This window comes from Sphingomonas sp. (assembly GCF_032114135.1).
Classification (GTDB): domain Bacteria; phylum Pseudomonadota; class Alphaproteobacteria; order Sphingomonadales; family Sphingomonadaceae; genus Sphingomonas.
Genome location: NZ_DAMCTA010000001.1, coordinates 2,424,907 through 2,449,474 on the forward strand (window position 1 = coordinate 2,424,907; position 24,568 = coordinate 2,449,474).

Annotated in this window: 24 protein-coding genes and 1 tRNA gene; 15 read left to right on the forward strand and 10 right to left on the reverse strand. The window is 69.0% G+C overall.

What is annotated here, in order from left to right; all coding sequences use genetic code 11:
* Window positions 1-2: 2 nt before the first annotated feature.
* Window positions 3-1,391, forward strand: a complete 1,389-nt coding sequence (gene pgmG / locus RT655_RS11520) for a phosphoglucomutase/phosphomannomutase PgmG (RefSeq protein WP_313536774.1) — start codon at window positions 3-5, stop codon at window positions 1,389-1,391.
* A gap of 125 nt (window positions 1,392-1,516) precedes the next feature.
* On the opposite strand, the gene RT655_RS11525 is transcribed toward pgmG, so the two are convergent.
* From RT655_RS11525 to RT655_RS11535, 3 genes are read right to left on the reverse strand one after another with little or no spacing between them, the layout of a single operon-like run.
* Window positions 1,517-2,380, reverse strand: a complete 864-nt coding sequence (locus tag RT655_RS11525) for a pirin family protein (RefSeq protein ID WP_313536775.1) — start codon at window positions 2,378-2,380, stop codon at window positions 1,517-1,519.
* Entirely contained in the window at window positions 2,377-2,970 is a 594-nt protein-coding gene (metW, locus tag RT655_RS11530) for a methionine biosynthesis protein MetW (protein WP_313536776.1), read from the reverse strand. Before metW ends, RT655_RS11525 begins: the two co-directional genes overlap by 4 nt.
* Complete coding sequence (locus RT655_RS11535) at window positions 2,967-4,091, reverse strand: homoserine O-acetyltransferase (protein WP_313536777.1); 1,125 nt, start codon at window positions 4,089-4,091, stop codon at window positions 2,967-2,969. Before RT655_RS11535 ends, metW begins: the two co-directional genes overlap by 4 nt.
* 90 nt (window positions 4,092-4,181) lie before the next feature.
* On the opposite strand from RT655_RS11535, the gene hisC reads away from it, so the two are divergent.
* Both hisC and RT655_RS11545 read left to right on the forward strand, forming a co-directional pair.
* Window positions 4,182-5,276 carry a histidinol-phosphate transaminase gene (gene hisC / locus RT655_RS11540; RefSeq protein WP_313536779.1) on the forward strand — a complete coding sequence of 365 codons (1,095 nt, stop codon included), beginning with the start codon at window positions 4,182-4,184 and terminating at the stop codon, window positions 5,274-5,276.
* Window positions 5,276-6,184, forward strand: a complete 909-nt coding sequence (locus RT655_RS11545) for a prephenate/arogenate dehydrogenase family protein (RefSeq protein WP_313536780.1) — start codon at window positions 5,276-5,278, stop codon at window positions 6,182-6,184. The genes hisC and RT655_RS11545 overlap by 1 nt, the downstream gene beginning before the upstream one ends.
* 3 nt (window positions 6,185-6,187) lie before the next feature.
* On the opposite strand, the gene RT655_RS11550 is transcribed toward RT655_RS11545, so the two are convergent.
* The gene (locus tag RT655_RS11550; RefSeq protein WP_141987744.1) at window positions 6,188-6,424 is read right to left on the reverse strand and encodes a hypothetical protein; all 237 of its coding nucleotides are present in this window, start codon (window positions 6,422-6,424) and stop codon (window positions 6,188-6,190) included.
* 90 nt (window positions 6,425-6,514) lie between these two features.
* Here RT655_RS11550 and RT655_RS11555 point away from each other — a divergent pair, with 90 nt between their 5' ends.
* Window positions 6,515-8,335: an ABC transporter ATP-binding protein/permease gene (locus tag RT655_RS11555; protein ID WP_313536781.1), complete on the forward strand. Its 1,821-nt coding sequence runs from the start codon at window positions 6,515-6,517 to the stop codon at window positions 8,333-8,335.
* Window positions 8,336-8,441: 106 nt separating this feature from the next.
* The gene (locus RT655_RS11560; protein WP_313536782.1) at window positions 8,442-9,377 is read left to right on the forward strand and encodes an alpha/beta hydrolase; all 936 of its coding nucleotides are present in this window, start codon (window positions 8,442-8,444) and stop codon (window positions 9,375-9,377) included.
* 32 nt (window positions 9,378-9,409) lie between these two features.
* On the opposite strand, the gene RT655_RS11565 is transcribed toward RT655_RS11560, so the two are convergent.
* Complete coding sequence (locus tag RT655_RS11565; RefSeq protein WP_313536783.1) at window positions 9,410-9,994, reverse strand: TlpA disulfide reductase family protein; 585 nt, start codon at window positions 9,992-9,994, stop codon at window positions 9,410-9,412.
* Here RT655_RS11565 and argH point away from each other — a divergent pair.
* From argH to RT655_RS11590, 5 genes are read left to right on the forward strand one after another with little or no spacing between them, the layout of a single operon-like run.
* Window positions 9,993-11,369 (forward strand): argininosuccinate lyase, encoded by a 1,377-nt coding sequence (gene argH / locus RT655_RS11570; protein WP_313536784.1) that lies wholly within the window; start codon window positions 9,993-9,995, stop codon window positions 11,367-11,369. The genes RT655_RS11565 and argH overlap by 2 nt on opposite strands.
* Window positions 11,366-11,611 carry a hypothetical protein gene (locus RT655_RS11575; RefSeq protein WP_066727043.1) on the forward strand — a complete coding sequence of 82 codons (246 nt, stop codon included), beginning with the start codon at window positions 11,366-11,368 and terminating at the stop codon, window positions 11,609-11,611. Before argH ends, RT655_RS11575 begins: the two co-directional genes overlap by 4 nt.
* 34 nt (window positions 11,612-11,645) lie before the next feature.
* Window positions 11,646-12,905 carry a diaminopimelate decarboxylase gene (gene lysA, locus RT655_RS11580; RefSeq protein WP_313536785.1) on the forward strand — a complete coding sequence of 420 codons (1,260 nt, stop codon included), beginning with the start codon at window positions 11,646-11,648 and terminating at the stop codon, window positions 12,903-12,905.
* On the forward strand, window positions 12,902-13,657 hold the full coding sequence (locus tag RT655_RS11585; RefSeq protein ID WP_313536786.1) for an NAD(P)-dependent oxidoreductase: 756 nt from the start codon (window positions 12,902-12,904) through the stop codon (window positions 13,655-13,657). Before lysA ends, RT655_RS11585 begins: the two co-directional genes overlap by 4 nt.
* Entirely contained in the window at window positions 13,654-14,604 is a 951-nt protein-coding gene (locus RT655_RS11590; protein WP_313536787.1) for a zinc transporter ZntB, read from the forward strand. Before RT655_RS11585 ends, RT655_RS11590 begins: the two co-directional genes overlap by 4 nt.
* A gap of 15 nt (window positions 14,605-14,619) precedes the next feature.
* Here the strand turns inward: RT655_RS11590 and RT655_RS11595 are convergent, their stop codons facing one another.
* The 4 genes from RT655_RS11595 to RT655_RS11610 all read right to left on the reverse strand — a co-directional run bounded on the left by RT655_RS11595 (window position 14,620) and on the right by RT655_RS11610 (window position 19,446).
* Window positions 14,620-15,156 (reverse strand): NADPH-dependent FMN reductase, encoded by a 537-nt coding sequence (locus RT655_RS11595; protein WP_313536788.1) that lies wholly within the window; start codon window positions 15,154-15,156, stop codon window positions 14,620-14,622.
* A 47-nt stretch (window positions 15,157-15,203) separates the two neighbouring features.
* Window positions 15,204-16,541: a M28 family peptidase gene (locus tag RT655_RS11600; protein ID WP_313536789.1), complete on the reverse strand. Its 1,338-nt coding sequence runs from the start codon at window positions 16,539-16,541 to the stop codon at window positions 15,204-15,206.
* A gap of 78 nt (window positions 16,542-16,619) precedes the next feature.
* On the reverse strand, window positions 16,620-19,193 hold the full coding sequence (locus tag RT655_RS11605) for a TonB-dependent receptor (RefSeq protein WP_313536790.1): 2,574 nt from the start codon (window positions 19,191-19,193) through the stop codon (window positions 16,620-16,622).
* A 166-nt stretch (window positions 19,194-19,359) separates the two neighbouring features.
* Window positions 19,360-19,446 (reverse strand) — tRNA-Leu (locus tag RT655_RS11610).
* A 128-nt stretch (window positions 19,447-19,574) separates the two neighbouring features.
* Here RT655_RS11610 and RT655_RS11615 point away from each other — a divergent pair.
* On the forward strand, window positions 19,575-20,933 hold the full coding sequence (locus tag RT655_RS11615; protein WP_313536791.1) for an MATE family efflux transporter: 1,359 nt from the start codon (window positions 19,575-19,577) through the stop codon (window positions 20,931-20,933).
* On the opposite strand, the gene RT655_RS11620 is transcribed toward RT655_RS11615, so the two are convergent.
* Window positions 20,905-21,600 (reverse strand): zinc-ribbon domain-containing protein, encoded by a 696-nt coding sequence (locus tag RT655_RS11620; RefSeq protein ID WP_313536792.1) that lies wholly within the window; start codon window positions 21,598-21,600, stop codon window positions 20,905-20,907. The genes RT655_RS11615 and RT655_RS11620 overlap by 29 nt on opposite strands.
* Window positions 21,601-21,766: 166 nt before the next feature.
* On the opposite strand from RT655_RS11620, the gene ftsE reads away from it, so the two are divergent.
* From ftsE to RT655_RS11640, 4 genes are read left to right on the forward strand one after another with little or no spacing between them, the layout of a single operon-like run.
* The gene (ftsE, locus tag RT655_RS11625) at window positions 21,767-22,468 is read left to right on the forward strand and encodes a cell division ATP-binding protein FtsE (protein ID WP_313536793.1); all 702 of its coding nucleotides are present in this window, start codon (window positions 21,767-21,769) and stop codon (window positions 22,466-22,468) included.
* Window positions 22,465-23,349, forward strand: coding sequence for an FtsX-like permease family protein (locus tag RT655_RS11630; protein ID WP_313536794.1), 885 nt, complete (start codon window positions 22,465-22,467; stop codon window positions 23,347-23,349). Before ftsE ends, RT655_RS11630 begins: the two co-directional genes overlap by 4 nt.
* A complete protein-coding gene (locus RT655_RS11635; RefSeq protein WP_313536795.1) occupies window positions 23,346-23,885 on the forward strand; it encodes a YdcF family protein in 540 nt (179 codons plus the stop codon). The genes RT655_RS11630 and RT655_RS11635 overlap by 4 nt, the downstream gene beginning before the upstream one ends.
* Complete coding sequence (locus RT655_RS11640; RefSeq protein WP_313536796.1) at window positions 23,885-24,568, forward strand: lysophospholipid acyltransferase family protein; 684 nt, start codon at window positions 23,885-23,887, stop codon at window positions 24,566-24,568. Before RT655_RS11635 ends, RT655_RS11640 begins: the two co-directional genes overlap by 1 nt.

The window sequence follows — 24,568 nt, forward strand, 5'->3', positions numbered from 1 at the left end:
ACATGACGCACCGTTTCGATCCGACGTCGCTGCGCGAATACGACATCCGTGGAATCGTGGGGAAGACGCTGGGTCCGGACGACGCGCGGGCGATCGGCCGCGGCTTCGCGACGCTGCTGCGCCGCGCCGGCGGCCGCCGCGTGGCGGTGGGCCGCGACGGCCGCGTTTCCTCGCCGATGCTCGAGGCCGCGCTGATCGAGGGCCTGACCGCCTCGGGCTGCGACGTGGTGCGCACCGGCATGGGCCCGACGCCGATGCTATATTATGCCGAGGCAACGCTGGAGGTGGATGGCGGCATCCAGATTACCGGCAGCCACAATCCCGGCAACTACAATGGCTTCAAGATGGTGTTCCAGCACCGCTCGTTCTTCGGCCAGGACATCCAGACGCTGGGCAAGATGGCGGCGGAAGGCGATTGGGACGCGGGCGACGGCACCGAGACGGTGACCGACGCGGACATCGAGGATCTCTATGTCAGCCGCCTGATCGCGGGCTATGCCGGCGGATCGTACAAGATCGGCTGGGACGCCGGCAACGGCGCCGCCGGCCCGGTGATCGAGAAGCTCGTCAAGCTGCTGCCGGGTGAGCACCATACGCTGTTCACCGATGTGGACGGTAATTTCCCCAACCATCATCCCGATCCTACCGAAGAGAAGAATCTCGCCGATCTGAAGAAGCTGGTCGCCGAGAAGAACCTCGATTTCGGTCTGGCTTTCGACGGCGACGGCGATCGCCTGGGCGCGATCGACGGTCAGGGCCGGGTGGTGTGGGGCGACCAGCTGCTCTCGATCCTCGCCGAGCCGGTGCTCCGCATCGATCCGGGTGCGACGATCATCGCCGACGTCAAGGCCAGCCAGGCGCTGTACGACCGGATCGCGGAGCTGGGCGGCAAGCCGGTGATGTGGAAGACCGGCCACAGCCTGATCAAGACCAAGATGAAGGAAACCGGCGCTCCGCTCGCCGGCGAGATGAGCGGCCATATCTTCTTCGCGCAGGACTATTACGGCTTCGACGACGCCCAGTACGCCGCGATCCGCCTGATCCAGGCGGTGCATGTGATCGGCAAGTCGCTCACCCAGCTCAAGGATGAGATGCCGGCGATGGTCAACACGCCGGAGATGCGCTTCCAGGTCGACGAGAGCCGCAAGTTCCCGGTCGTCGAGGAAGTGCTTGACCGGCTCGAGGCGGACGGCGCCGAGGTGGATCGTACCGATGGCGCGCGGGTCAACACCGATGACGGCTGGTGGCTGCTGCGTGCGTCGAACACCCAGGACGTGCTGGTGGCACGCGCCGAAGCGAAGAGCCAGGAGGGTCTGGATCGCCTGATGGCGCAAATCGACGACCAGCTCGGCAAGAGCGGCATCGTCCGCGGCGAGCAGGCGGCGCATTGATGTGCACCCTCTTCCCCCCTCCCGCTTGCGGGAGGGGTCGGGGGAGGGACTGACGTGGAAGTTGGGGCGAGGCGGCTTTCAGCCCCTCCCCTAACCCCTCCCGCAAGCGGGAGGGGAATGCGGGCTCAGCCCGCCACGATCTCCGCCACACCGAAAGCCCCGCGCTGGTAATCGGCATAGGCCTGGTGAATTTCCTGCACGCTGTTCATCACGAACGGGCCGTGGGCGACCACCGGCTCGGGGATCGGCGCGGCATGGCCGAACAGGATCAGCGCGGGTTCGTCGGCGGTAATCGTCAGCGTGTCGCCGGCCGAGAGGCTGGCGAGATGCCAGTTCGGCAGCGGGCGATCGCCCAGCTTCACGCTTCCGCGCACAGCGTAGAGGAACAGGTCGCGGCCCGCGAGCCCGTCGAAGGTCAGCGTCGCGCCTGCCGCCAGTTCGGCCCAGCACAGGAACACGCCGGTCAGCGACTCGATCGGGCCGGTTCGGCCGCCGAACTCGCCCGAGACGAGGTGCACCGTCGCGCCGTCCCCCGCCGCCACGCCCGGAAACGCCTCCGCCTGCAGCCCGACATAGCGCGGCGCGGTCATCTTGAGCCGGCTCGGCAGGTTCACCCAGAGCTGGAGGATCTCCATCGGCCCGCCATCGCGCTTGAATTCGGTCGGCGAGACCTCGGCATGAACGATCCCGCGCCCCGCGGTCATCCACTGCACGCCGCCGGCGCGGATGATGCTTTCGTGCCCGGCCGAATCGGTGTGGGCGAGCGAGCCTTCGAGGATGAAGGTCACCGTCTCGAAGCCGCGATGCGGGTGCGGGCCGAAGGGCAGGCCGGCATTGTTCGGGCGGTAGGTCTGCGGGCCGTGATGGTTGAGGAACAGGAAGGCGCCGATCTGCTCCAGCCCCGGCCCCGGCACCGGGCGGCGGGTGACGAGGTCGCCGATATCGTCGCGATAGGCCGCATGGGCGGAAAGCAGGGTGACGTCGGTCATCGGTCGTGCCTCAACAGGAAGACGGCGTGTTCCGCCAGGAGGTTGGCGAGCCCCGAGCCGGTCTGCTGGTCGCCGGAGAGGAACCAGGCGCCCTCGATGGCGATGCCGCGTTCCTTCACCAGCGCGCGGAAATCGTCGATGGTGACATGGTGGATATTGGGCGTCGCGTACCAGGCGATCGGCAGCAGCCGCGTCACCGGCATACGGCCGCCGAACAGCAGCGAGGCGCGTACCCGCCAATGCGCGAAGTTAGGGAAGGAGACGAAGGCGTGGCGGCCGATCCGCAGCAGCTGCTCCAGCACCCAGTCGGGCCGCCGCGTGGTCTGCAGCGTCTGGCTGAGGATGGCGTAATCGAAGCTGTCGTCGGGATAGTCGGCAAGGTCGGTATCGGCGTCGCCCTGGATCACCGACAGGCCGCGGCCCACCGCGGCGGCGACGTTGGTCGGCTCCAGCTCCAGCCCGCGTGCGTCGCAGCCGCGGTCGTCGCGGAGCGCCGCCATGAGCGCGCCGTCGCCGCAGCCCACGTCGAGGATCCGCGCGCCGCGATCCACATGGCTCGCGATGATCGCAAGGTCGGGACGGAGGGTCATGGGCGATCTCCCGCGGCGAGGAAGCCGCCGATCACGCGGTCGAGCTCCGGGCTCTCCAGCAGGAAGGCGTCGTGGCCGAAGGGCGAGCTCAGCTCGACGAAGCTGGCCGGCGCCCCCGCAGCGTTGAGCGCATGGGCGATGCTGCGAGACTCCGCCGTGGGGTAGAGCCAGTCGGTGTCGAAGCTGACCACGCAGAAGCGTGCCTGGGACGCGCGGAACGCGTTGGCGAGCAGCCCGCCATGTTCCTCGGCAAGATCGAAATAATCGAGCGCCCGGGTGATGTAGAGGTACGAGTTGGCGTCGAACCGGTCGACGAACGCCAGCCCCTGGTGGCGCAGATAGCTTTCCACCTGGAAGTCGGCATCGAAGCCGAAGGTCTTGGCCTCGCGGCTCTGGAGCTTGCGCCCGAACTTGGCGGTGAGTCCCGCTTCGGACAGATAGGTGATGTGCGCCGCCATCCGCGCGACCGCGAGCCCGGCAGCGGGGGGATCCTGCGCCTCGTAATAGGCGCCGCCGCGCCACTTGGGGTCGGCCATGATCGCTTGGCGGCCGACTTCGTGGAAAGCGATGTTCTGCGCCGAATGCCGCGCGGCCGAGGCGATCACCACCGCGGCGCGGACACGCTCGGGGAAGGTAGCCGCCCAGCTCAGCGCCTGCATGCCCCCCATCGACCCGCCGACGACTGCGAACAGCCGGTCCACGCCGAGATGGTCGAGCAGCATGGCTTGCGCGCGCACCATGTCGCGGATGGTGATGACCGGGAACTGCATGCCCCAGGGCTGGCCGGTCGCCGGGTTGATCGTCGCCGGGCCCGAGGAGCCGAGGCAGCTGCCCAGCACGTTCGAGCAGATCACGAACCAGCGGTTGGTATCGATCGGCTTGCCCGGCCCCACCATGCGCGCCCACCAGCCGGGCTTGCCGGTGACGGGATGCTCGGAGGCGAGGTGTTGGTCGCCGGTCAGCGCATGGCAGACGAGGATGGCGTTGCTCGCTTGCGCGTTGAGCGTGCCATAGGTTTCGTAGGCGATGTCGACCGGCGAGAACAGCACGCCGCCGTCGAGGCGCAACGGCCCCGGCAGCGTTACCGAGCGGCGAAGGCCGAAACGCGGATCATCGGACATATCCGGCGGTTAGGCGGAGCGGGCCGCGCGTTCAAGCTTCCCCGCCGCACGGCTTGCCAATCGGCCGCCATTCCTTCAATCCCCCGGCCCATGAACGCACCCGTCCCCAAGCCCTGGGTGATGGCCATCGCCCCCTATGTCCCGGGCCGCGCCACCACCGATTCGGGCAAGCCCGCCGCCAAACTCTCGTCGAACGAGAATCCGTTCGGCACGCCCCAGGCCGCGCGCGACGCCTATGCCGCCACCGCGACCGAGCTGGAGCGTTACCCCGATGCCGGCGCGGTCGCGCTGCGCGAGGCGCTGGGCGCACATTACGGCGTGGAGCCCGAGCGGATCGTCTACGGCACCGGCTCGGACGAGGTGCTGCACCTCGCCGCCGGTGCGTTCGCCGGCGTGGGCGACGAGATCATCTACGTTCGCTACGGCTTCGCGGTGTACGACATCGCCGCCCGCCGCGTCGGCGCGACGCCGGTGGTGGCGCCCGATCGCGACTATGCGACCGATGTCGACGCGATCCTCGCCTGCGTGACCGAGAAGACCAAGGTCGTCTTCCTGGCGAACCCCAACAACCCCACCGGCACCTATACGGCGCGCGAAGAGATCGCCCGGCTGCATGCCGCGCTCCCCAAGAGCGTGCTGTTGGTGCTCGACCAGGCATACACCGAATATCTCGCGCCCGAGGATGACGATGGCGGGCTCGAGCTCGCCCGCACCCAGACCAACGTGCTGGTGACGCGCACCTTCTCCAAGATCTTCGGCTTGGCGTCGGAGCGGGTCGGCTGGGGCTATGCGCACCCTGACATCATCGCCGCGATGCACCGCATCCGTGCGCCCTTCGCGTTCAGCATCGGCGCGGGTCGTGCGGCGATCGCGGCGCTGGGCGACAAGGACTTCGTCGCGCACAGCCGCGCGCACAATGCGCAGTGGCGGCAGTGGTTTGCCGACGAGATCGCGAGCATGGGCAACAAGGGCGTCCGCGCGGTACCCTCCAAGGCCAATTTCCAGCTCGTCCTGTTCGAGGGCGAGGTGACCGGCGAGCAGGCCTACAAGCACCTCATGGAGGACGGCTACATCGTCCGCTGGCTGCCCGGCCAGGGTCTGCCGCACGGCCTGCGCATCACCATCGGCACCGAGGAAGAGATCAAGGGCGTCGCGGCCTCGCTGCGCCGCTTGCTCGGCGCCTGATGCTGCCCTTCGCGCGTGTCACGGTGATCGGCCTCGGGCTGATCGGCTCGTCGATCGCCCGCGGCATCCGCCAGCACATGCCGAGCGTGCGCGTGACCGGCTATGACGCCGATCCGGCCGTGCGCGAGACGGCGGTGGCGATCGACCTGTGCGACGATGTGGCGGACAGCGCCGGCACCTCGGTGATCGATGCCGATCTGGTGATCCTCTGCGTGCCGGTGGGCGCGATGGGCGCGGTGGCGGCCGAGTTCGCCGCCGACCTGCCGGCGGAGGCGATCGTGAGCGATGTCGGCTCGTCCAAGCTGAGCGTAATCGAGGCGGTACGGGAAGCATTGCCGAACGCGACCTTCATTCCCGCCCACCCGGTGGCGGGGACCGAAAATAGTGGGCCGACCGCCGGCTTCGCCTCGCTGTTCCACCATCGCTGGTGCATCGTCACCCCGCCAGAGGCCAGCGATCCGCTCGCGGTGGAGCGGGTGAGCGAATTCTGGCGCCGGCTCGGCGCGATGGTCGAGACGATGGAGCCCGGGCACCATGACCGCGTGCTCGCGGTGACCAGCCATCTGCCCCACCTCATCGCCTACACCATCGTCGGCACCGCTTCGGACCTGGAGGAAGTCACCCAGTCCGAAGTGATCAAATATTCGGCAGGCGGCTTCCGCGACTTCACCCGCATCGCCGCGTCCGATCCGACGATGTGGCGCGACGTGTTCCTCAACAACCGGGAGGCGGTGCTCGACATGCTCCAGCGCTTCACCGAGGACCTGACCGCGCTTCAGCGTGCGATCCGCTGGGGAAAGGGCGACGAGCTGTTCGAGCTGTTCAGCCGCACCCGCGCGATCCGCCGCTCAATCATCGACCAGGGACAGGACGATGCCCGGCCGGACTTCGGGCGCTCGCACGAATAGGGGTCAGCCGCCCGTCACCGGCTGCTGGGGTTCGCGTGACACCAGTCGCTCGCTCCGCCGCTGGCATGCCGCCTGGACGACGGGATAGTCGACGTCGGTGGCGCGGCGAAGCGCGCCCTCCATGGCTTCCTGGCAGGCGACCTGCGACGTATAGTTGACGGGTTCCAGTCGAACCTGGCGGCAGGCCTGCGCATCGTCGCTGCAGCCCATGATCGCCAGCACGTAGAGCAGTTGGTCCATAGCAGATGACCTCCTGCCCGATTCAACGGACAGACCTCCGCGCTGTTCCCGTGGTTGCGTCGCGTGGCCGCGCGTCCCAGATTAGGGCGGATGCCTCCCGAAACCTCGTCCGCCACGCTCGACCGGCCCATATTCGGCACGATGAAGCGCTTCCTGCCGTACCTCTGGCCGCGCCACGCGCCGGGGCTGCGGGTGCGGATCGTGCTCGCGCTGCTGCTCGTGCTCTGCTCGAAGCTGGTGCAGGTTTACGGCGCGCCCTTCGCGCTGCAGGGCGCGATCGACCGGATGGCCTCGGGTCCGCGCGACGCGGTGTGGCTGATCGTCGCACTGGTCACCGGCTATGCCGCTGCGCGGCTGGGCACGGTGCTGTTCGACAACCTCCGCAACGCGGTGTTCGAGCGGGTGGGGCAGGACGCGACCCGTCGGCTCGCCTCGGACGTGTTCCGCCACCTCCACCAGCTGTCCCTGCGCTTCCACCTCAACCGCCGCACCGGCGCGGTCACCAAGGTGGTCGAGCGCGGCACCAAGAGCATCGACACGATGCTCTATTTCCTGCTGTTCAACATCGCGCCGACTATCCTCGAGCTCGGCATGGTTCTCGGCATCTTCGGCACGCGCTTCGGCTGGTGGCTGGTCGCCGGCACGCTGGCGATGGTGGTGATCTATATCGCCTTCACCCGCTGGGTGACCGACTGGCGTTCGAAGCTGCGCGAGCAGATGAACGACCTGGATACCGGCGCCGTCGCGCACGCGGTCGATTCGCTGCTCAACTTCGAGACGGTGAAGTATTTCAACGCCGAAGCCCGCGAGAGCGCGCGCTACGACAAGGCAATGACGGCCTATATGAACGCCGCCGTCACCAGCGAGAATTCGCTCGCCTGGCTCAATATCGGCCAGGCGGTGATCACCAACCTGATGCTCGCCGCGGGCATGGCGCTGATCGTGTTCGGCTGGTCCACCGGCCGCTTCACCCCGGGCGACGTGGTGCTGGTGTCGACGCTGCTCAGCCAGCTGTTCCGCCCGCTCGACATGCTCGGCTGGGTCTATCGAACGATCCGCCAGGGCGTGATCGACATGGGCGCGATGTTCGACCTGCTCGATACCGGCGCCGAGGTGAAGGACGCGGGCGACGCGCAGCCGCTGGCCATCCAGCAGGGGCATGTCCGGTTCGAGGGCGTGCAGTTCGGCTATGACGCCGATCGCCAGATCCTGAAGGGGATCGATCTCGACATCCCGGCCGGCGCGACCGTCGCGGTGGTCGGGCCCTCGGGCGCGGGCAAGTCGACGCTCGCACGGCTGATGTACCGTTTCTACGACGTCACCGGCGGGCGCATCACCATCGACGGGCAGGATATCCGCGCCGTGACCCAGGCCAGCCTGCGCGCCGCGATCGGGATCGTGCCGCAGGACACGGTGCTGTTCAACGAGACGATCGGCTACAACATCGCCTATGGCCGCGAGGGCGCGACGCCCGAGGAGATTGCCGAGGCAGTGCGCGGCGCCTCGATCGCCAACTTCATCCAGGCGCTGCCCGACGGGCTCGACACGCGGGTGGGCGAACGCGGGCTCAAGCTTTCCGGCGGCGAGAAGCAGCGCGTTGCGATCGCGCGGACGCTGGTGAAGAACCCGCCGATCCTGATCCTCGACGAGGCGACCAGCGCGCTCGACAGCCGCACCGAGGCCGACATCCAGGCGACGCTCGAATCGATCGAGCAGGGCCGCACCACGATCGTCATCGCGCACCGGCTGTCGACCGTGGTCCATGCCGACCGGATCATCGTGCTGGAGGCGGGCCGGGTGGTCGAGCAGGGCACCCATGCCGAGCTGCTGCGCGAAGGCGGGATCTACGCCGAGATGTGGGCGCGGCAGGCGCAGGAGCGCGAGGAGGGCGAGGCGCCGGTCGCGGAGTGACGCTCCCGCTCGCGCACTAGCCCGGCGGAACCGCCTGCCCCCTCGCTTCGCTCTTTGCTACGCTAGCACGATGGTCGGAGGGGCGCAGATGGGGAAGAATGGATCAATGCGGGTACCGTTCGGATTGGCCGGCATCGGCGTACTCGGACTGGTAGGATGGTCCGCCTGGGCGGGTCGCAAGGCCGAAGCGATAGTGCCGGCGGACGGCCGGTTCGTAGATGTCGACGGCGCGCGGTTGCATATCGTCGAGCTGGGGCCGAAGGATGCCACCGGGCCGGCGATCGTGATGATCCACGGGATCATGGCGCAGCTGCGCAACTTCAGCCATTCGCTCGCCGGGCGGCTGGCGAAGGACCACCGGGTGATCCTGGTCGACCGGCCCGGCTGGGGCCATTCGCGGCTCACCGGGCCGCGGCCCGATCTCGCGCGGCAGGGGCGGATGATCGCGCAGGCGATCGAGACGCTGGGCCTCGAGAAGCCGCTGGTTGTCGGGCACTCGATGGGCGGTGCGGTGGCGCTGGCGCTTGCCACCGAGCGGCCCGAAGTGCCCGGCGCACTGGCGCTGATCTCCCCGCTGACCCAGATCGTTGACCAGCCGCCGGCGGTGTTTCGCGGACTGATGGCGCCGCCGGGGGTCCGCGAGCTGCTCGCCTGGACGATCGCGGTGCCGATGGCGGTCGCGTTCGGCAACCAGGGGGCGGAAGCGGTGTTCGCGCCCGATCCGGTCCCGGCGGATTTTGCGACGGCGGGCGGCGGAGCGCTGTCGGCGCGCGCGTCCGCCTATCAGATGGGCAGCTTCGAGATCCGCATGGCGCAGCGGGCGATGCCGCCGCTGATCGCGCGGTACGGCGAGATCCGGTTGCCCGTGTCCATCCTCTATGGCCGGCAGGATGCGCTGCTCGATCCGGCGCTGCACGGCGAGCGGACAGCGGGAGAGATTGCCGGGTGCAAGGTCACGCTGGTCGACGGCGGACACATGCTGCCGCTGACGCATGCGGACGCGACGGAGGCGTGGCTGCGCGAGCTGTTGGCGGCCCTCTAGATCCTCCCCCAGCGAGCTGGGGGAGGATTTGCTTACTTCGCCTCCGCAATCAGCTTGGCAGCCTGAGCGCCCGCCCAGTCGAACTCGCCGGACACGCGCCACACTTCCTTGCCGGCCGAATCGTACAGGATCGTCGTCGGCAGATTGACGCCCAGCTGCACGCTGAACGCGGTGTCGGTATCCAGATAGGGCTTCAGGTTCTTGTACCCGTTCTTCTGGAAGAACGGGCCGACCACTTCCATCCCCTTCAGATCCTGGCTGAGCGGCAGCACCACGAGCGTGTCGCCCGCCTTGCCCGCCAGCGTATCCAGCGTCGGCATCTCCTTGATGCACGGCACGCACCAGGTCGCCCACAGGTTGAGCAGCACCGGCTTGCCCTTGAAGGCGGCCAGCGTCGTCTTCTTGCCCGCGGCGTCGGTGAAGGAAATCGTCGGCGCCGCCTCGCCCTTGTGGCTGCGGTCGACCGTGCCGCCCGGCGCAGGCGCGGCGGCGTTCGCCGGGGCGGACGTTTCGTTCGCTTGCTGCGACGGCTGCGATTGCTTATCGCACGCGCCCAGTGCGAGGGCGCCCAGAAGGAGAAGACCGATCACCGAGCGCAAGGACAGCTCCAATTCCATGTGGGGAGGGCGCTTCGCCGAAGGCCCGTCCGCGGTAATGCGCGAGATAAACGCCTCGATCCCCTTCGACAAGCGGATGTGGCAGCAGGATCTGCGCGGCTCCAAGGCGCATGTCGCGATGCTGGGCCAGCAGGGGATCGTCGATGCGGAGGACGCCGCCACGATCGGCGCGGGGCTAGACCAGGTCGCCGAGGAATTCGCCGCCAACGGCGTGCCCGAGGATCTGGCGCTCGAAGACATCCACATGCTCTCCGAGAGCCGGCTGGCTGCGACAATCGGCCCCGTCGCGGGTCGCCTCCATACCGCGCGCTCGCGCAACGACCAGGTCGCGACCGACTTCCGCCTCTGGGTGCGCGACGCGATCGACCAGGCCGATGCGGCGCTGGGCGCGCTCCAGGACGCGCTGCTGGCGCGGGCCGAGCAGCATGCCGACAGCGTGATGCCGGGCTTCACCCATCTTCAGGTCGCGCAGCCGGTGACGCTGGGCCATCACCTGATGGCCTATTTCGAGATGTTCGCGCGCGATCGCTCGCGGCTGAAGGACGCCCGCGCCCGCATGAACCTGTGCCCGCTGGGCTCGGCGGCACTGGCCGGGACCGGCTTCAACCTCGATCGCGAGGCGACCGCAAAGGCGCTGGGCTTCGACGGCCCGACCCGCAACTCTCTCGATTCGGTGTCCGACCGCGACTTCGCGCTCGACTATCTAACGGCTGCGTCGCAGTGCAGCCTCCACCTCAGCCGGCTGGCCGAGGAATTCGTGATCTGGGCGAGCCAGCCCTTCGGCTTCGTCGCGCTGTCCGACCAATGGTCGACCGGCAGCTCGATCATGCCGCAGAAGCGCAATCCCGACGCAGCCGAGCTGGTCCGCGGACATTCGGGACGGATCAGCGGCGCGCTGGTCAGCCTGATGATGACGATGAAGGGCCTGCCGCTCGCCTATTCGAAGGACATGCAGGACGACAAGCCGCCGGTGTTCGAGGCGCATGACCTGCTCGGCCTCAGCATCGCGGCGATGACCGGCATGGTGGAGAGCGCGACCTTCCGGCTGGAGCGGATGCGTGCGGCGGCCGAGGCAGGCTTTTCGACCGCCACCGACCTGGCCGACTGGCTCGTGCGCGAAGGCGGCATCCCGTTCCGCGAGGCGCACCACATCACCGGCCGCGCGGTCGCGAAGGCAGAAGCCGACGGCATCCGGCTCGACCAGCTGCCGATCGACGCGCTCCAGGAAATCGATGCACGGATCGATGAACGCGTGTACGGCGTTCTCAGCGTCGACGCATCGGTGAACAGCCGGACCAGCTTCGGCGGCACAGCACCGTCGCGGGTTCGCGCGGCGATAGCAGCGGCGCGCAAGGGCCGTGAGGAGGAAGCATGAGGAAGCGACTGCTGCTCACCGTACCGGCCTTGGGGCTGGCACTGAGCGGTTGCGGCGTGCGCGAGGCCCTGGCCCCGCCGCCGGGGGCATCGCTGCCGGTGGCGCCGTACGGCGCCGCGGCGACGCCCACGCCTCCCGATCTTCTCAAACCCACGGCGCAGACTCGCCCGGCGCGCAGCGACGACCTGATCCAGGCGTCCGAAGCGCGGCGGAGCGACGAGTTCGACCTGCCACCCAACTGATTTTGGCGGCCATTCGCGCCGCACCCAGAGGCTCATGACCGATTTTTCGATGATCGACGGCGAACTGCACGTCGAATCGCTGCCCCTCGCGCGCATCGCCGCCGAGGTGGGTACGCCCGTCTATGTCTATTCCACCGAACGCTTCCAGGCCAATGCCCGCGCCTTTCGCGACGCGCTGAAGCCACTGGGGCGGATCCACCTCGCCTTCGCGATCAAGGCCAATCCCAACCTCGCGGTGCTCAAGCTGCTGGCGAACGAGGGCTTCGGCGCCGATGTCGTCTCGGGCGGCGAGATGGCGCGTGCGCTGGCGGCGGGCGTGGCGCCCAAGGACATCGTCTTCTCCGGCGTCGGCAAGACCCGGCGCGAGCTGGTCAAGGGGCTGGAGGCAGGCATCGGCCAGTTCAACCTCGAGCTGGTCGAGGAAGGCGAAGTGCTGGCGGCACTCGCCGCCGAGCGTGGGCTCACCGCGCGTGCGGCGCTGCGGGTGAACCCCGATGTCGATGCCGGCACGCACGAGAAGATCTCGACCGGCAAGGCGGAAAACAAGTTCGGCCTGCCGATCGGCGAGGCGCCGGCGATCTTCGATCGGCTCGGCAATCTCCCCGGCCTCGATCTCCACGGCATCGCGGTGCATATCGGCAGCCAGCTGCTCGGCCTTGCGCCCTTAGAGGCCGCATTCGAGCGGGTCGGCCGGCTGCTTGCCGAGCTGCGCGGCAATGGCCACACCATCACCCATGTCGATCTCGGCGGCGGGCTGGGCGTCGCCTATCGCCCCGGCGAGGTGCCGCCGACGCCGGAAGCGTACGCCGAGATGGTCGCGCGGGTGACCAAGGACTGGGACGTCGAGCTGATGTTCGAGCCCGGTCGCACCATCGCCGGCAGCGCGGGCGTGCTCGTCACCGAAGTGCTGTGGGTAAAGCCGGGGCAGATCGATCCTTGGGTGGTGGTCGACGCGGCGATGAACGACCTCGCGCGGGTGGCGCTGTACGACGCCTATCACGGCTTCGCGGCGGTGAAGCCCAATGGCGAGCGCTTCGTCGCCAACGTTGCCGGCCCGGTGTGCGAAAGCACCGATGTGTTCGTCAAGGCGCGCGAGATCGATGCGGTACAGTCCGGCGACCTCGCCGTGCTGGAAACTGCGGGCGCATATGGCGCGACCATGGCAAGCACGTACAATAGCCGTCCGCTGGTGCCCGAGGTGCTCGTCTCGGGCGATCGCTATGCCATCGTCGCCGGCCGCATCTCCGCCGAGGAGATCATGGCCGCCGAGCAGGTGCCGGACTGGCTGAAGTGACGCTCGCCGCGCTGCCCCTGTTCGTCAAGCTGGCGGGGCGGCCGGTGATTCTGGTCGGCGAAGGCGAGCCGGCGGACGCCAAGCGCCGCCTGCTCAACCGCGCCGGCGCGCGGGTGGTGGGCGAGGGCGAGCCGGCCGCGCTCGCCATCGTGGCGCTCGACGAACCCGAGGACGTGGTCGCGCGGCTCAAGGCGCGCGGCGTGCTGGTCAATTGCGTCGACCGGCCAGAGCTGTGCGACTTCACTTTGCCGGCGATCGTCGACCGCGATCCGGTGCTGATCGCGATCGGCACCGGCGGGGTCTCGGCGGGACTCGCGGCCGCGCTGCGCCAGCGGCTGGAGGCGCTGCTGCCGGCCAGCCTCGGCGCGCTCGCCAAGGGGCTGGGCAGCGGCCGGACGGCAATGAAGGCGCGCTGGCCCGATGCCGGTGCCCGCCGCCGCGCGCTTGCCGATGCACTGGGCGAGGGGGGCATGCTCGACCTGCTCGCGGGTGACGGCGATGTCGACCGTTGGCTGGCGCAGGGCGCCGCACCCCAGGCCAAGCTCGTGTCGTTGCGGCTGACGTCGCGCGATCCCGAGGACCTTACCCTCCGTCACGCCCGGCTGCTTGCGCAGGCCGACCGGCTTTTCCATCTAGGCGACGTGCCCGACACCATCCTCAACCGCGCGCGTGCCGATGCCGCGCGCATCTTCGCTCGTCCGCCTGCCGATCCCGGCGAAGGCCTGTCGCTCTGGCTGGAGATGGCGGGTTGAGCGGCTTTGCCTATGTCGTGCACGACGGCAAGGTCGAGCAGCCGACGATGCGCGCGGCGCTGGGCCAGAATGGTGGGCTGACCTGGATTCACCTCACCACCAATGACGAGCGTGCCCAGATCTGGCTGGGCGGCGAAGCGAAACTGTCGCCCTATGTCATCGACTCGCTGACCGCGACCGAGACGCGCCCGCGCTGCGACGCGGTGGGCGACGGCGCGGTGATCAATCTTCGCGGGCTGTCGAGCGAGGCGACGTCTGCGTCGGATCCGCTCGCCTCGATCCGCATCTATGCCATGGGCGGCTGCGTCTTCTCGGTCACGCGCAAGCACCTGACCGCGCTCCAGCCGGTGCGTGAGGAGGTGGAGAAGGGCAAGATCCTCGATCCCGGCGATCTGATCGCCGCCTTCGCGCAGGCGATCACCGAGGAACTCGATCCCGTCGTCGCCGAACTGGGTGATTCGCTGGACGATTGCGAGGAGCAGATTTCCGGGCACCGCGCCTTCGAGCTCCGTCGGATGGTCAACAAGGTGCGGGTCCAGGCGATCGGCTATCGCCGCTTCCTCAATCCGCAGCGCGCCGCGATCGAGAAGCTCGCGGGCCTGCCCGGCGACTGGCTGCGCGAGGACGATCGGCTGCACCTCTCCGCCGCCGCCGACCGCGCCGCGCGCATGGCGGAAGAAGTCGAGAGCATCCGCGAACGCGCCGCGCTGACCCACGAAACGCTCACCGATCTGCGCGGCGAACTGCTCGATCAGCGCTCGCTGGTGATCGCGATCGTCGCGATGGTGTTCCTGCCGCTGACCTTTCTCACCGGCCTGCTCGGCATGAACGTCGACGGCATCCCCTTTGCCCACGAGCCTTGGGCCTTTTGGGGCGTGGTGGGGATGTGCATCACGATGGCACTGGGCATCGCCGGTTATTTCTTCCGGCGGCACTGGTTCGAGTGAGTCGCGGCCAGGAGTTTAGCGCTTCAGGAAGTCGAAGATCTGCCCGACCAACACGTCGAGCGACGTCTGGCAATGCGCCTCTACGTCGGGCGTCTCCACCGTGTTGACCGCGATTCCCATCGGCGTGGGCCAGCCGCGCAGCGCATGGGTGATGGTGCGCAGCGCCTGCAGCGTCGCGACCGAGGCCTGCCAGCCCGCCGCGGTGGCGATCAGGCCCACCGGCATGCCGTCGAAATAGACGCGGTCGTCGCGGCTGAGCAACTCGACATAGTCGAGCGCGGTCTTGACCAGTCCCGAGAGCGTGCCGTGATAGCCCGGCGATCCGATGATCACCGCGTCCGCGGTTCGCAGCGTCTCGACGAAGCGGATCACCTTTTCGTCGGTATCGCCATGCTCGGGCTCGAAATGCGGGAAGACGATGTCTGGCCCGGTGAGCAACGTGGTGCGCGCGCCGCGCGCCTCGGCGCGGGCGAGGGCGGCTGCGAGCAGGCGGCCGGTGCTGGACTGGGCGCGCAGCGTTCCCCCCAGCGCGACGATATGAGGCGTGTGCATCGTTCCTCGCTAGAGCAAGCCGGCGCGGGGCGCCAGCTTGTGCGCCGTCATTCGGGCTTGCCGCCGGGCTTCCATGCCGGCTTGGCGTCGCTGTTGGCCAAGGCGTGGAGCGGTTCGACCAGCGACTGGATCGCCTTGGTCATGAAGGCGATGTCGATGTTCGCCACCGTATCGTCCTTGCTGTGATAGGTCGGCACCACCGCCCACCCCGAAATGGTGTGGGCGACGACGCCCTTCAGCGCGAGCGAGTAATTGTCCGAGCGCTGGAAGAAGTTCTGCTCCGGGTACGGATCGCTGGTGACCAGCGCGCCATGACTCTTGAGCGTTTCGCCCAGCGTCGAGCGCTCGAACCCGGTCATCATCATCGTGCCCGCGGGGAGCTTGGGGTCCTGCGCGCCGATCATCTCGACCTCGACATTGGCGACGATCTGGTCGAGCGGCACCGGCGGGTGCGCGCCGAAATAGGTCGAGCCATAGCCGCCGATCTCCTCGGCGCCGTACGCGACGAACAGGATGCCGCGCGTGTTCCTGCCCTTGGCGGCAAGCGTGCGGGCGAGTTCGAGCACCGCGGTGGTGCCCGAGGCGTCGTCATTGGCGCCGTGCATGATGGTGCCGTCGGCCTGGACGCCGAGATGGTCGAGATGGGCGCTGAGCAGCAGCACCCCCGCCTTGGGGTCGGTCCCCGACAGCCAGCCGATCGCGTTGGTGGTGGTCGCGACCTTCTCTTCCACCGGTACGGTCAGCGCGACCTTCACGTCCTTTTGCGCGGCGAGCGCATCGAAGGCGGCGGCCGGGACCACGACGACCGAGGGGCTCGGATCGTGCGGCACGCCGCGCAGCCCGCCGGGCAGCCGGGGTTCGCCGTGTAGCGCCTGCACCATCGCCTGGGTATCGGCGCTCTCGCGGATCAGCAGCAGCCGCGGACTCTTGAGCGCCCGGGCCATGCGATAGAGCTGCATGGCGGGCATGTCGCCGGTCACCAGCAGGATCGGGGCGGGGGCCATCTTGGACATCGCCTTGGCCGGGGTAAGCCGCGCCACGCCTTCGCTGCCCTGGCCGTCGCCGGCGAGCAGTACCGCACCAGGCACCGCCTGGCCGTTGGCGGTCAGCGTGATCGGCGCCTTGAGCTTCAGCCGGACGATCTCGGCCTTCTGGAGATAGCCGTCCATGCCCGGCGCGGGCTGCAGGCCGAAGCCGCGGAACTGCGCGGCGACATAGGCGGCGGCGATCGCCTCATCGGGCGTCGCGCTGCCCCGACCGCGCAATTCGTCTCCGGCCAGAAAGCTTTCGTGCGCGCGGACCCAGTCGGCGCTCACCTGTGCCTGTGCCGGCGCCGCCAGCACGCTCGCGGCGGTCCATGCCGCCAGCAGCAACCCACGCTTCATCTGCCATCCCCCAGTTGGTTCGAACCGAGTGATGGGCCAAGCCGGCGCGGCGCGCAACTAGCGCCGCGCCCCCGGTGATCAGAAGAAGAGCTTGCGGATGCTGAGCGTCACCGCGCGGCCGGTGGGATCGAGCAGATCGGGCTGATAGTTGAGCGGCACCGTGCCGGTCTGGTCGGTCACCCGCTGGCGGGTATTGAGGAGGTTGGTGACGCCCAGGCTCACCCGCGTGCCGCGCAGCCAGGGATGCGCGCGCACCAGCTTGATCTGCCGGCCCATGTCCGCGAACACGCGCAGGTTGAACGTGCCGAGATCGCCGAAGTTGAGCTGATTGGTGTTGTTCAGCCCCGTATAGACGCTGGTGCTGCTCTGCCACTTATAGCCCAGCCGGACGCCCACGCCGTCCTTGGTGAAGCCCGCCTGCGCGTCGATCTGGTGCGCCGGCTGGCCGCCCGCATTGCCGGCGGCGTCGCCGTGCAGCAGATCGAGGATCGGCACGCCGTCGCGGATCTTGATCTGATCCTTGAAATACCAGGTGTGGTAGAGGCTGAACTGCAACCGGCCCGCCAGCGCGCCGTTCGGTCCGCCGAAGCGGCCGCGACCGCCCCCACCGCCGCCCGGGCCGCCACCGCCCGGTGCCGCGCCAGGGCGTGCCGGCGGGGGGCCGAACAGGCTGCCGCCGCCCGGCGGACGCTGGCCGTTCTGGCCCTGGCCGAACAGCCGCGCCTGGCCTTCCGCCGGCAGCGGCTTGCCCGCGGCGATGGCGTCTGCGCGTTCCTTCTCGCGCTGGGCGCGCATCGCGGCGATCTTCTTCTCGAGCGACGACTTGATCGGCACCGAGAGGTTGAAGCCCCAGCGCAGCTGCCTGGTGTTGTTCTCGGCGAAGTTCACGGCGCGATTGTCGATGCTGACCAGATCGCCGTCGGGATCGCGGACGAAGCGATCGGGGAAGGCGGACTCGATCGCCGCGGTGGCGGCGGGGAAGGTCGCGATGTCGTTGCGGATACGACTGGTCACATAGTCTGCACGGATCGAAAGATCGGTCTTCTCCAGCGGCCGCAGTTCCAGCCCCAGTTTCATCACATGCCGTTTTTCGGCCTGCAGCGTCGGGTTGCCCCCGGTGATCGTCGTGATCGTCACCGTCTGGCCGGTGCGATAATCGAACACGCGGGTGTTGGGGCTGGTGATCAGCGGGCCGCCGAGCTGGGTCGTGGTCGGCGCGTCCTCGGCATCGGTCCACGAGGCGAGCAGCCGCACCGGCTTGAAGGGAGACCAGTTCACACCATAGCCGGTGGTGGTCAGCGTGCCGAAGTCCGACAGATGCTGGACGGCGACATTGCCGTTGATCGTCAGGTCGCCGAGCGGCTGGAGCACGTCGCGGCGACGGCTGGCGATCGGCAGGTCGATGTTGAGCTGGGTGCTGGCGATGTTGCGGGTGAGCGCCGTCGGCTGCTGCGCGATGCCGCCCCGAACCGACGTCCCGTTGAAGTCGCTGAGGCTACCGCCGATCCGCAACGAGGTGGAGACGTCGCCCGCGGGCAGTTTGAACAGCGGGCCACGAAGCAGTGCGTCGACGCTGCCGACGTTCGAAGTGGAATTGCCGCGGTCTGCCGGGCGAATGCCGCCGACCGAATCGAAGCCGCGATCGGTGATCGTCTTGCTCTCGACGCGATCGTAATTGCCGGTCAGCGACCAGCTCCATGCGCTGCTGAACGGCAGTTCGTCGCCATTGAGTGTCGTGCCCAGATGCGCGGTGATCGTGCGGCTGCTCGCGGTCAGCGGGCTCGGATCCCCCGACAGCGCCAGCGGCGCCGCGACCTGCGAGAGCGCCAGGCCGCGCAGTGCTTCGCTCTGTTGCACCTCGAGCGTGCCGTTGACGGTCGCGCCGACCTTTTCGCTCAGGTTGCGCGCATAGCTGCCGTTGATGTTGAGATCCTGGCTGGGCGCGACCAGCGCGCGATAGGGTGCCTGGTTGACGCCGCTGCCATCGCTGATCGTGGGCAGGACGTTGCGCTCGCTTTCGAGCAGCGCCGAATTGCCCTGGTATTTGACGTCAAGATTGACCCGGCGATCGCGGTTGATCTTGAGGATGTCGGCCTGCACCTGCTGGGTGCTGTTGCCGCCTTCGGTGGGGGCGCCGCCCTGCAGCTCGGTGGTAAGGGCGCGGAAGCGTTCGCGCAGCACGAAGTTCACCACGCGCTGGTCGGCCGAGTAGCCGAACTTGAGCGCGACCTCCTCGGGCAGGATATCGACGCGCTCAATCGCCTCGGTCGGCAGGTCCCGGATTTCGGCGAAGCTGGAGATCCGGCGGCCGTTGAGCAGCACCACCGGTCGCCCGCTGCCGCGTCCGCTCCCGGTCTGCGGCGCAAGTTCGGTGAGCAGGTCGGATACCGAGGAGACCGCATAGGCGCGGATGTCGGCCTGGTTGAGCTGGATCTCGGGCGGAATGTCGCCCTTCACCGCACCGCGCGGCTCGCTGGCAGTGACGACGATCTCGTCGGTATAGGGATCGTCCTGGGCGGGTGCGGCGGGCTGGGACTGCGCAGGGCGGCCGCCCGTCTGCTGCGTTGATGTCGTTGCCGCCGTCTGTGCCTGCGCCACCAGCGGGGATACGCCCGCCAACAGTCCTGCCAGGGTGGTCCCCAGTCGCTTCATCGGTGCTCCGTCCCTTGTTCGAATCACAAGCGGGCCCGCAGGCCCGCTCGTCCATGAACGGACTAGGACGCACATGTCGCAAAACTGTGCCCGATTATCGGATAATTTGTCGCGCATGTTGCGCAGATGCGAAAATGGGGGCCGGAGCCCCCATCCTCTGTATTCATGGTGCGGTCGAGAAGACTCGAACTTCCACGGCCTTTCGGCCACAACGACCTCAACGTTGCGCGTCTACCAGTTCCGCCACGACCGCACGTGAATTTCCGCCGGCATTTCCATACCAGCGGCTGGTAAGGCAGCGGCCCCTAGCAAAGCGAAATGGGGCTGGCAACCCGCTTTGTGCGGGTTTCTTGCATTGTCGCTTCCGCCTATGCCCCCGGCATGTCCGTTGCCACGCCGCTCGCCGCCGAAACGCGCCGCCTTCTCGCGCTGGCCTGGCCGGTGATGCTGACCGGGCTCAACTGGACGATCCTGCACGTGACCGACGTGGTGGTGGTCGGGCTGGCCGGCACCCATCAGGTCGCGGCCCTTGGCGCGAGCCGGACGATCACCTTTCCGGGAATCGTGATGGGGCTGGGGGCGCTGACCGGCATCCTCGTCCATGTGTCGCGCGCCGATGGTGCCGGGGAGCTGCGCCAGACCGGTCGCGTCCTCCACGAAGGCCTGCTGCTCGCGCTGCTGCTCGGCGTGGCGAGCATGGCCATCCTGTTCGGCTTCGCAGGCCCGCTGCTCGCCGGGGTGGGTGTCGCGCCCGATCTGGTTGCGGCAAGCACGCCGGTGGTGCAGGTAATGGCGCTTGCCTATCCCTTCCAGCTGCTCACCATCGCAACGAGCTTCTTTCTCGAAGGCGTCAGCCGCCCGGCGCGGGTGACGGTGGTCAACCTCGCGGTGCTGCCGATCAATGCGCTGCTCGCCTGGCTGTTGGCGACGGGCGCCTGGGGCCTGCCGGCGCTGGGCGCGGTGGGCGCCGCCACCGCCACTGCCATCGCCTCGGCGCTGGGGGCGATCGGCATGCTCGCCGCCGCCTGGACGCTGCCCCGCGCCGAGCCGCGCGGGGTGCGCCTGCTCGGCGACTGGGGGCGGGCGGATACATGGCGCGGCGCCTGGGCACTCGCCCGATTCGGCGTGGTGCCGGCGATAGCCTCGGGACTGGAGCTTGTGGGCTTCTCCATTCTCATCGCGCTCTCGACCCAATTGGGCGAGACCACCGCGCACGCCTTCCAGATCGTCTTCTCGATCCACAACGTCACCTTCGCGGTAGCCTTGGGACTGGGATCGGCGGCGGGGGTGCGCGTCGGCAACGCGGTCGGGGAAGGCGCGCCGCAGGCGGCGGCGGGGCGGGCGGGGATCGCCGCATTGCTCGCCGCGCTCGCCACCGGGGTGCTCGCGGCCTGCCTGATGCTGGTGCCGATGCTGGTGGTGGCGCGCTTCCCCGCGCCGGGCGAGGTCCATGCGATGGCGGCGACGATGCTGCTGCTCTGGGCGCCGTTCATCTTGTTCGACGGCGTCCAGGTGGTGTTCGTCTATGCGCTGCGTTCGCTAGGCGACCAGGTCGCGGCAGGCGTCAACGGCATCCTCGCCTTCTTCCTGGTGACGGGCGGGCTGGGGCTATGGCTGGTCCAGGCCGGCTTCGGCGCGCAGGCGTTGGTGCTCGCGTCGGGCGCCGGCATGGTCGCGGCCGCACTGCTCGACGGCGGCCGCCTGCTCGTCGTCACCCGTCGAATTCGCTCACGAAGCTGAGCTTCACCGACTTGGCGCCGTTCGGCACGTCGACCTTGGCGCCGTTGAAGTCGAACCCGGCCTTGGGCTCCAGCGTGCGGATCGGCGGGGTGATCCGCCAGCTATAGACCTCGCGGCGCTCGCCATCGAGCAGCTGGATGCGGATGTCCGGCACATGCTGCGTCGCGCCGCTGTCGTTGAGCACCTTGCCCGAGACGATGAACAGCTTGCTGCCATCGGCCCGCGCCTGCAGCGCGACGTTCTTTTCACTGAACACCAGCGCGGTGCCCGCCCCGCCGATCGGCAACCCCAGCTGGGTCAGCACCTGCGGTGCCTTCCAGTAGAGCAGCGCCGCACCGCCGAGCAGCACCGAGACGAGCGCAACCAGCGCGGCGATCGTCCAGCGGATGCCGCTGCGCGGCTTGGGCGCGGGGTCGTCGAACGGATCATAGCCGGGTTCGGGCGCGGGCTCCGCCGCAGCGAGGCTACGTGGGGAGAGCGGGGCGGGTTCGGGGGGCGGCGCAGGTGTCGCAACCGGGCCCGGGGCCGGTGCGGTCAGCTCGAGCGGTGCGCCCGACTGGAACCAGCTATGCTTGCAATTGGCGCAGCGCACCGTCCGGCCGTCGGGGCCGATCGCCGCATCCGGCACCTCGTAGCGCGATCCGCACTGGCTGCACTCCAAGATCATGCCCAAACCCCCTGGTACCCGTCCAAAACGCGACGGGACGTGCGAGTCTAGCGGGGCCGATTCGGGCCAGCAAGCGGCTTGGGACGGACGGCGGCTTGAGCGGCATCCGGGGCTGTGCGATGGCGGCCCGGTACCACCGCGAACAGGAGGCCGGGCCGCACGGCGCATGGGCAACATCGTGCACTTCGAAAATGTCGGCCTGCGCTATGGGACCGGACCGGAAACGCTGTCGGACGTGAGCTTCACGCTGGCGACCGGCGGCTTCTATTTCCTCACCGGCGCGTCCGGCGCCGGCAAGACTTCGCTGCTCAAGCTGCTCTATCTGGCGCAGCGGCCGACGCGCGGCGCGGTGCGGCTGTTCGGCGAAGACGCGGGTGCGTTGCCGCGGGCGCGGCTCCCCGGCTTCCGCCGCCGCATCGGTGTGGTGTTCCAGGACTTCCGTCTGCTCCCCCAGCTCTCTGCCTATGACAATGTCGCGCTGCCGCTGCGTGTCGCCGGCGTGCGCGAGAGCGAGATCGAGGCGCCGGTGCTGGAGATGCTCGCATGGGTCGGGCTGAGTGCGCGTGTCACCGCCAAGCCGCCGACGCTGTCGGGCGGCGAGCAGCAGCGCATCGCCATCGCCCGCGCGGTGATCGCCCGGCCCGAGATCCTGGTCGCCGACGAACCGACCGGGAACGTCGATCCCGACATGGCGGACCGGCTGCTCCATCTGTTCGAGGCGCTCAACCGGCTCGGCACCACCATCGTCGTCGCGACGCACGATCTGCACCTGATCGGCCGCATCCCGCGCGCGCAGCTGATGCGTGTCGAGAAAGGCCGGCTGGTCGATCCCAGCGGCCTGCTCCGCCATCCGCCGGGGGGTGCATGAACGGCTTCCGGCATCGCGCCGCGATCGACCTGCGACTGCTCGGCGAGGGCCAGCGCAGCTGGGTGATGGCGGGCATCATGGGGATCATGCTGTTCCTCACCGTGCTGGCGGGTGCGCTGGGGCTGGGCGTGGCGCGCTCGGCCGTCGGACTGGATCGCCAGCTCGCCGGACAGCTGACGGTGCAGCTGGTCGAACCCGATGCCGGCCTACGCGACGTCCGTGCCAAGGCGCTGGCCGCGGCGATCGGCAAGGTGCCCGGCGTCACCCGCGTGCGCGAGGCGGATCGCGCCGAGCTCGCCGCGCTGCTCAAGCCCTGGCTCGGCGATGTCGGGCTCGATCCCGAGCTGCCGATGCCGGTGCTGATCGACGTCACCGCACCGGAGGGATCGGCCGCGCAGGTGACCGCCGCCGCCCGCCGCGTCGCCCCGCAGGCGCGCGTGGACAGCAGCGCGCGCTGGCTGTCCCCGGTCCGCGGGTTGCTGGGCGCGCTGGGGCTGGTCGCGATCGGGCTGGTGCTGGTGATCGCGGCAGCGACGGCGGGCGTGGCGCTGCTCGTTGCACGCGCGGGGCTGGACACGCACCGCGATACGATCGACGTGCTCCACATGCTCGGATCGACCGATCTTCAGGTGGCGCGCCTTCTCCAGCGCCGAATCGCCCGCGACACGCTGCTCGGCGGCGCGATCGGCACGCTGGCGGCGCTGGCGCTGGTCGCCTTGTTCCAGACCAAGCTGGCGCTCACCGGATCGGAGGTGCTGGGCGGCGCGACGCTGGCGCCGGTCGACTGGACGCTGCTCCTGCTGCTGCCGATCGGCTTTGCCTTGCTCGCCACCGTGGCGACGCGGCTTACCGTGCTTCACACGCTGGGGCGCAAGCTGTGATCCGCCGGCTGTTCTTCCTGCTGGTACTGCTCGCGCTCGCCTGGGGTACGGGCTTCGCGCTGTTCCTGTTCAGCCTCGGCAAGCCGCTCGGCGCGCACCGCACCGACGCGGTGGTGGTGCTGACCGGCGGGCCGGGGCGGATTCAGCGCGGGCTGGACGCGCTGCGCAGCGAGGACGCCAGACGAATGCTGGTCAGTGGCGTCAACCCCGACGTGCGGCCGCGCGAGCTGGCGGCACAATTCCCCGCCGATCGCGCGCTGTTCCGCTGCTGCGTCGATCTGGGGCACGAGGCGGTCGACACGCGCTCCAATGCCGATGAGACCGGCCGCTGGGTGCACGATCACCAGTATCGCAGCATCCGGCTGGTCACGTCGGACTGGCACATGGCGCGAGCGCAGCTGGAGTTGGCGCATGTACTGCAAGGCGTACGCATCGTCGGCGACGGAGTGCCGAGCCGCCCTGGCTGGCGCATGCTGCTGCGCGAATATCACAAATATCTAGTGCGCCGGGGGGCGCTCCTGCTGGGGGTCGATTGATGGACGCGGTGCGTACGGTGCTTTTCCGTATCTTCTTCTACGGCGTGTCGGCCCTGTTCGTGCTGTGCGTGCCGGTCGCGGCGCTGTTTGGCAGCGCGTTTCTGCGCGCCTATTCGAACGCCTGGGCGTGGACCATGCAATGGTCTGTGCGCAGGATCGTCGGCGCGCGGGTGCGCATCGAGGGCGAGGTGCCCGAGGGGCAGCTGCTCTTCGCGGGCAAGCACGAAAGCTATTTCGAGGCGCTGGAGCTGACCCGCATCCTGCATTGCCCGGCGACGGTGATGAAGCGCGAATTGGCCAGCATCCCGCTTTGGGGGTGGGCGGCGCAGCGCTACGGCACGATCGTCGTCGATCGCGAGGCCAATGCCGCCGCGCTGCGCGCGATGATGCGCGCGGCGCAGGCCGCCCGCGCGACCGGGCGCTCGGTGCTCATCTTTCCCGAGGGAACGCGCGTGCTGCCCGGCGACGCGCCGCCGCTGCGCTCGGGCTTTGCCGGGCTCTACCGCGCGCTCGACCTGCCGGTGGTGCCGGTTGCGGTGCGCAGCGGCACCGTCTGGCCGCGCAAGGGGTTGATGCGCCGCGGGGACATCGTTTTGCGCTTCGGCGCGCCGATCCCGCCCGGGCTGCCCCGTCGCGAAATCGAAGCGCGGGTGCATGCGTCGATCAATGCGCTGAACGGCTGA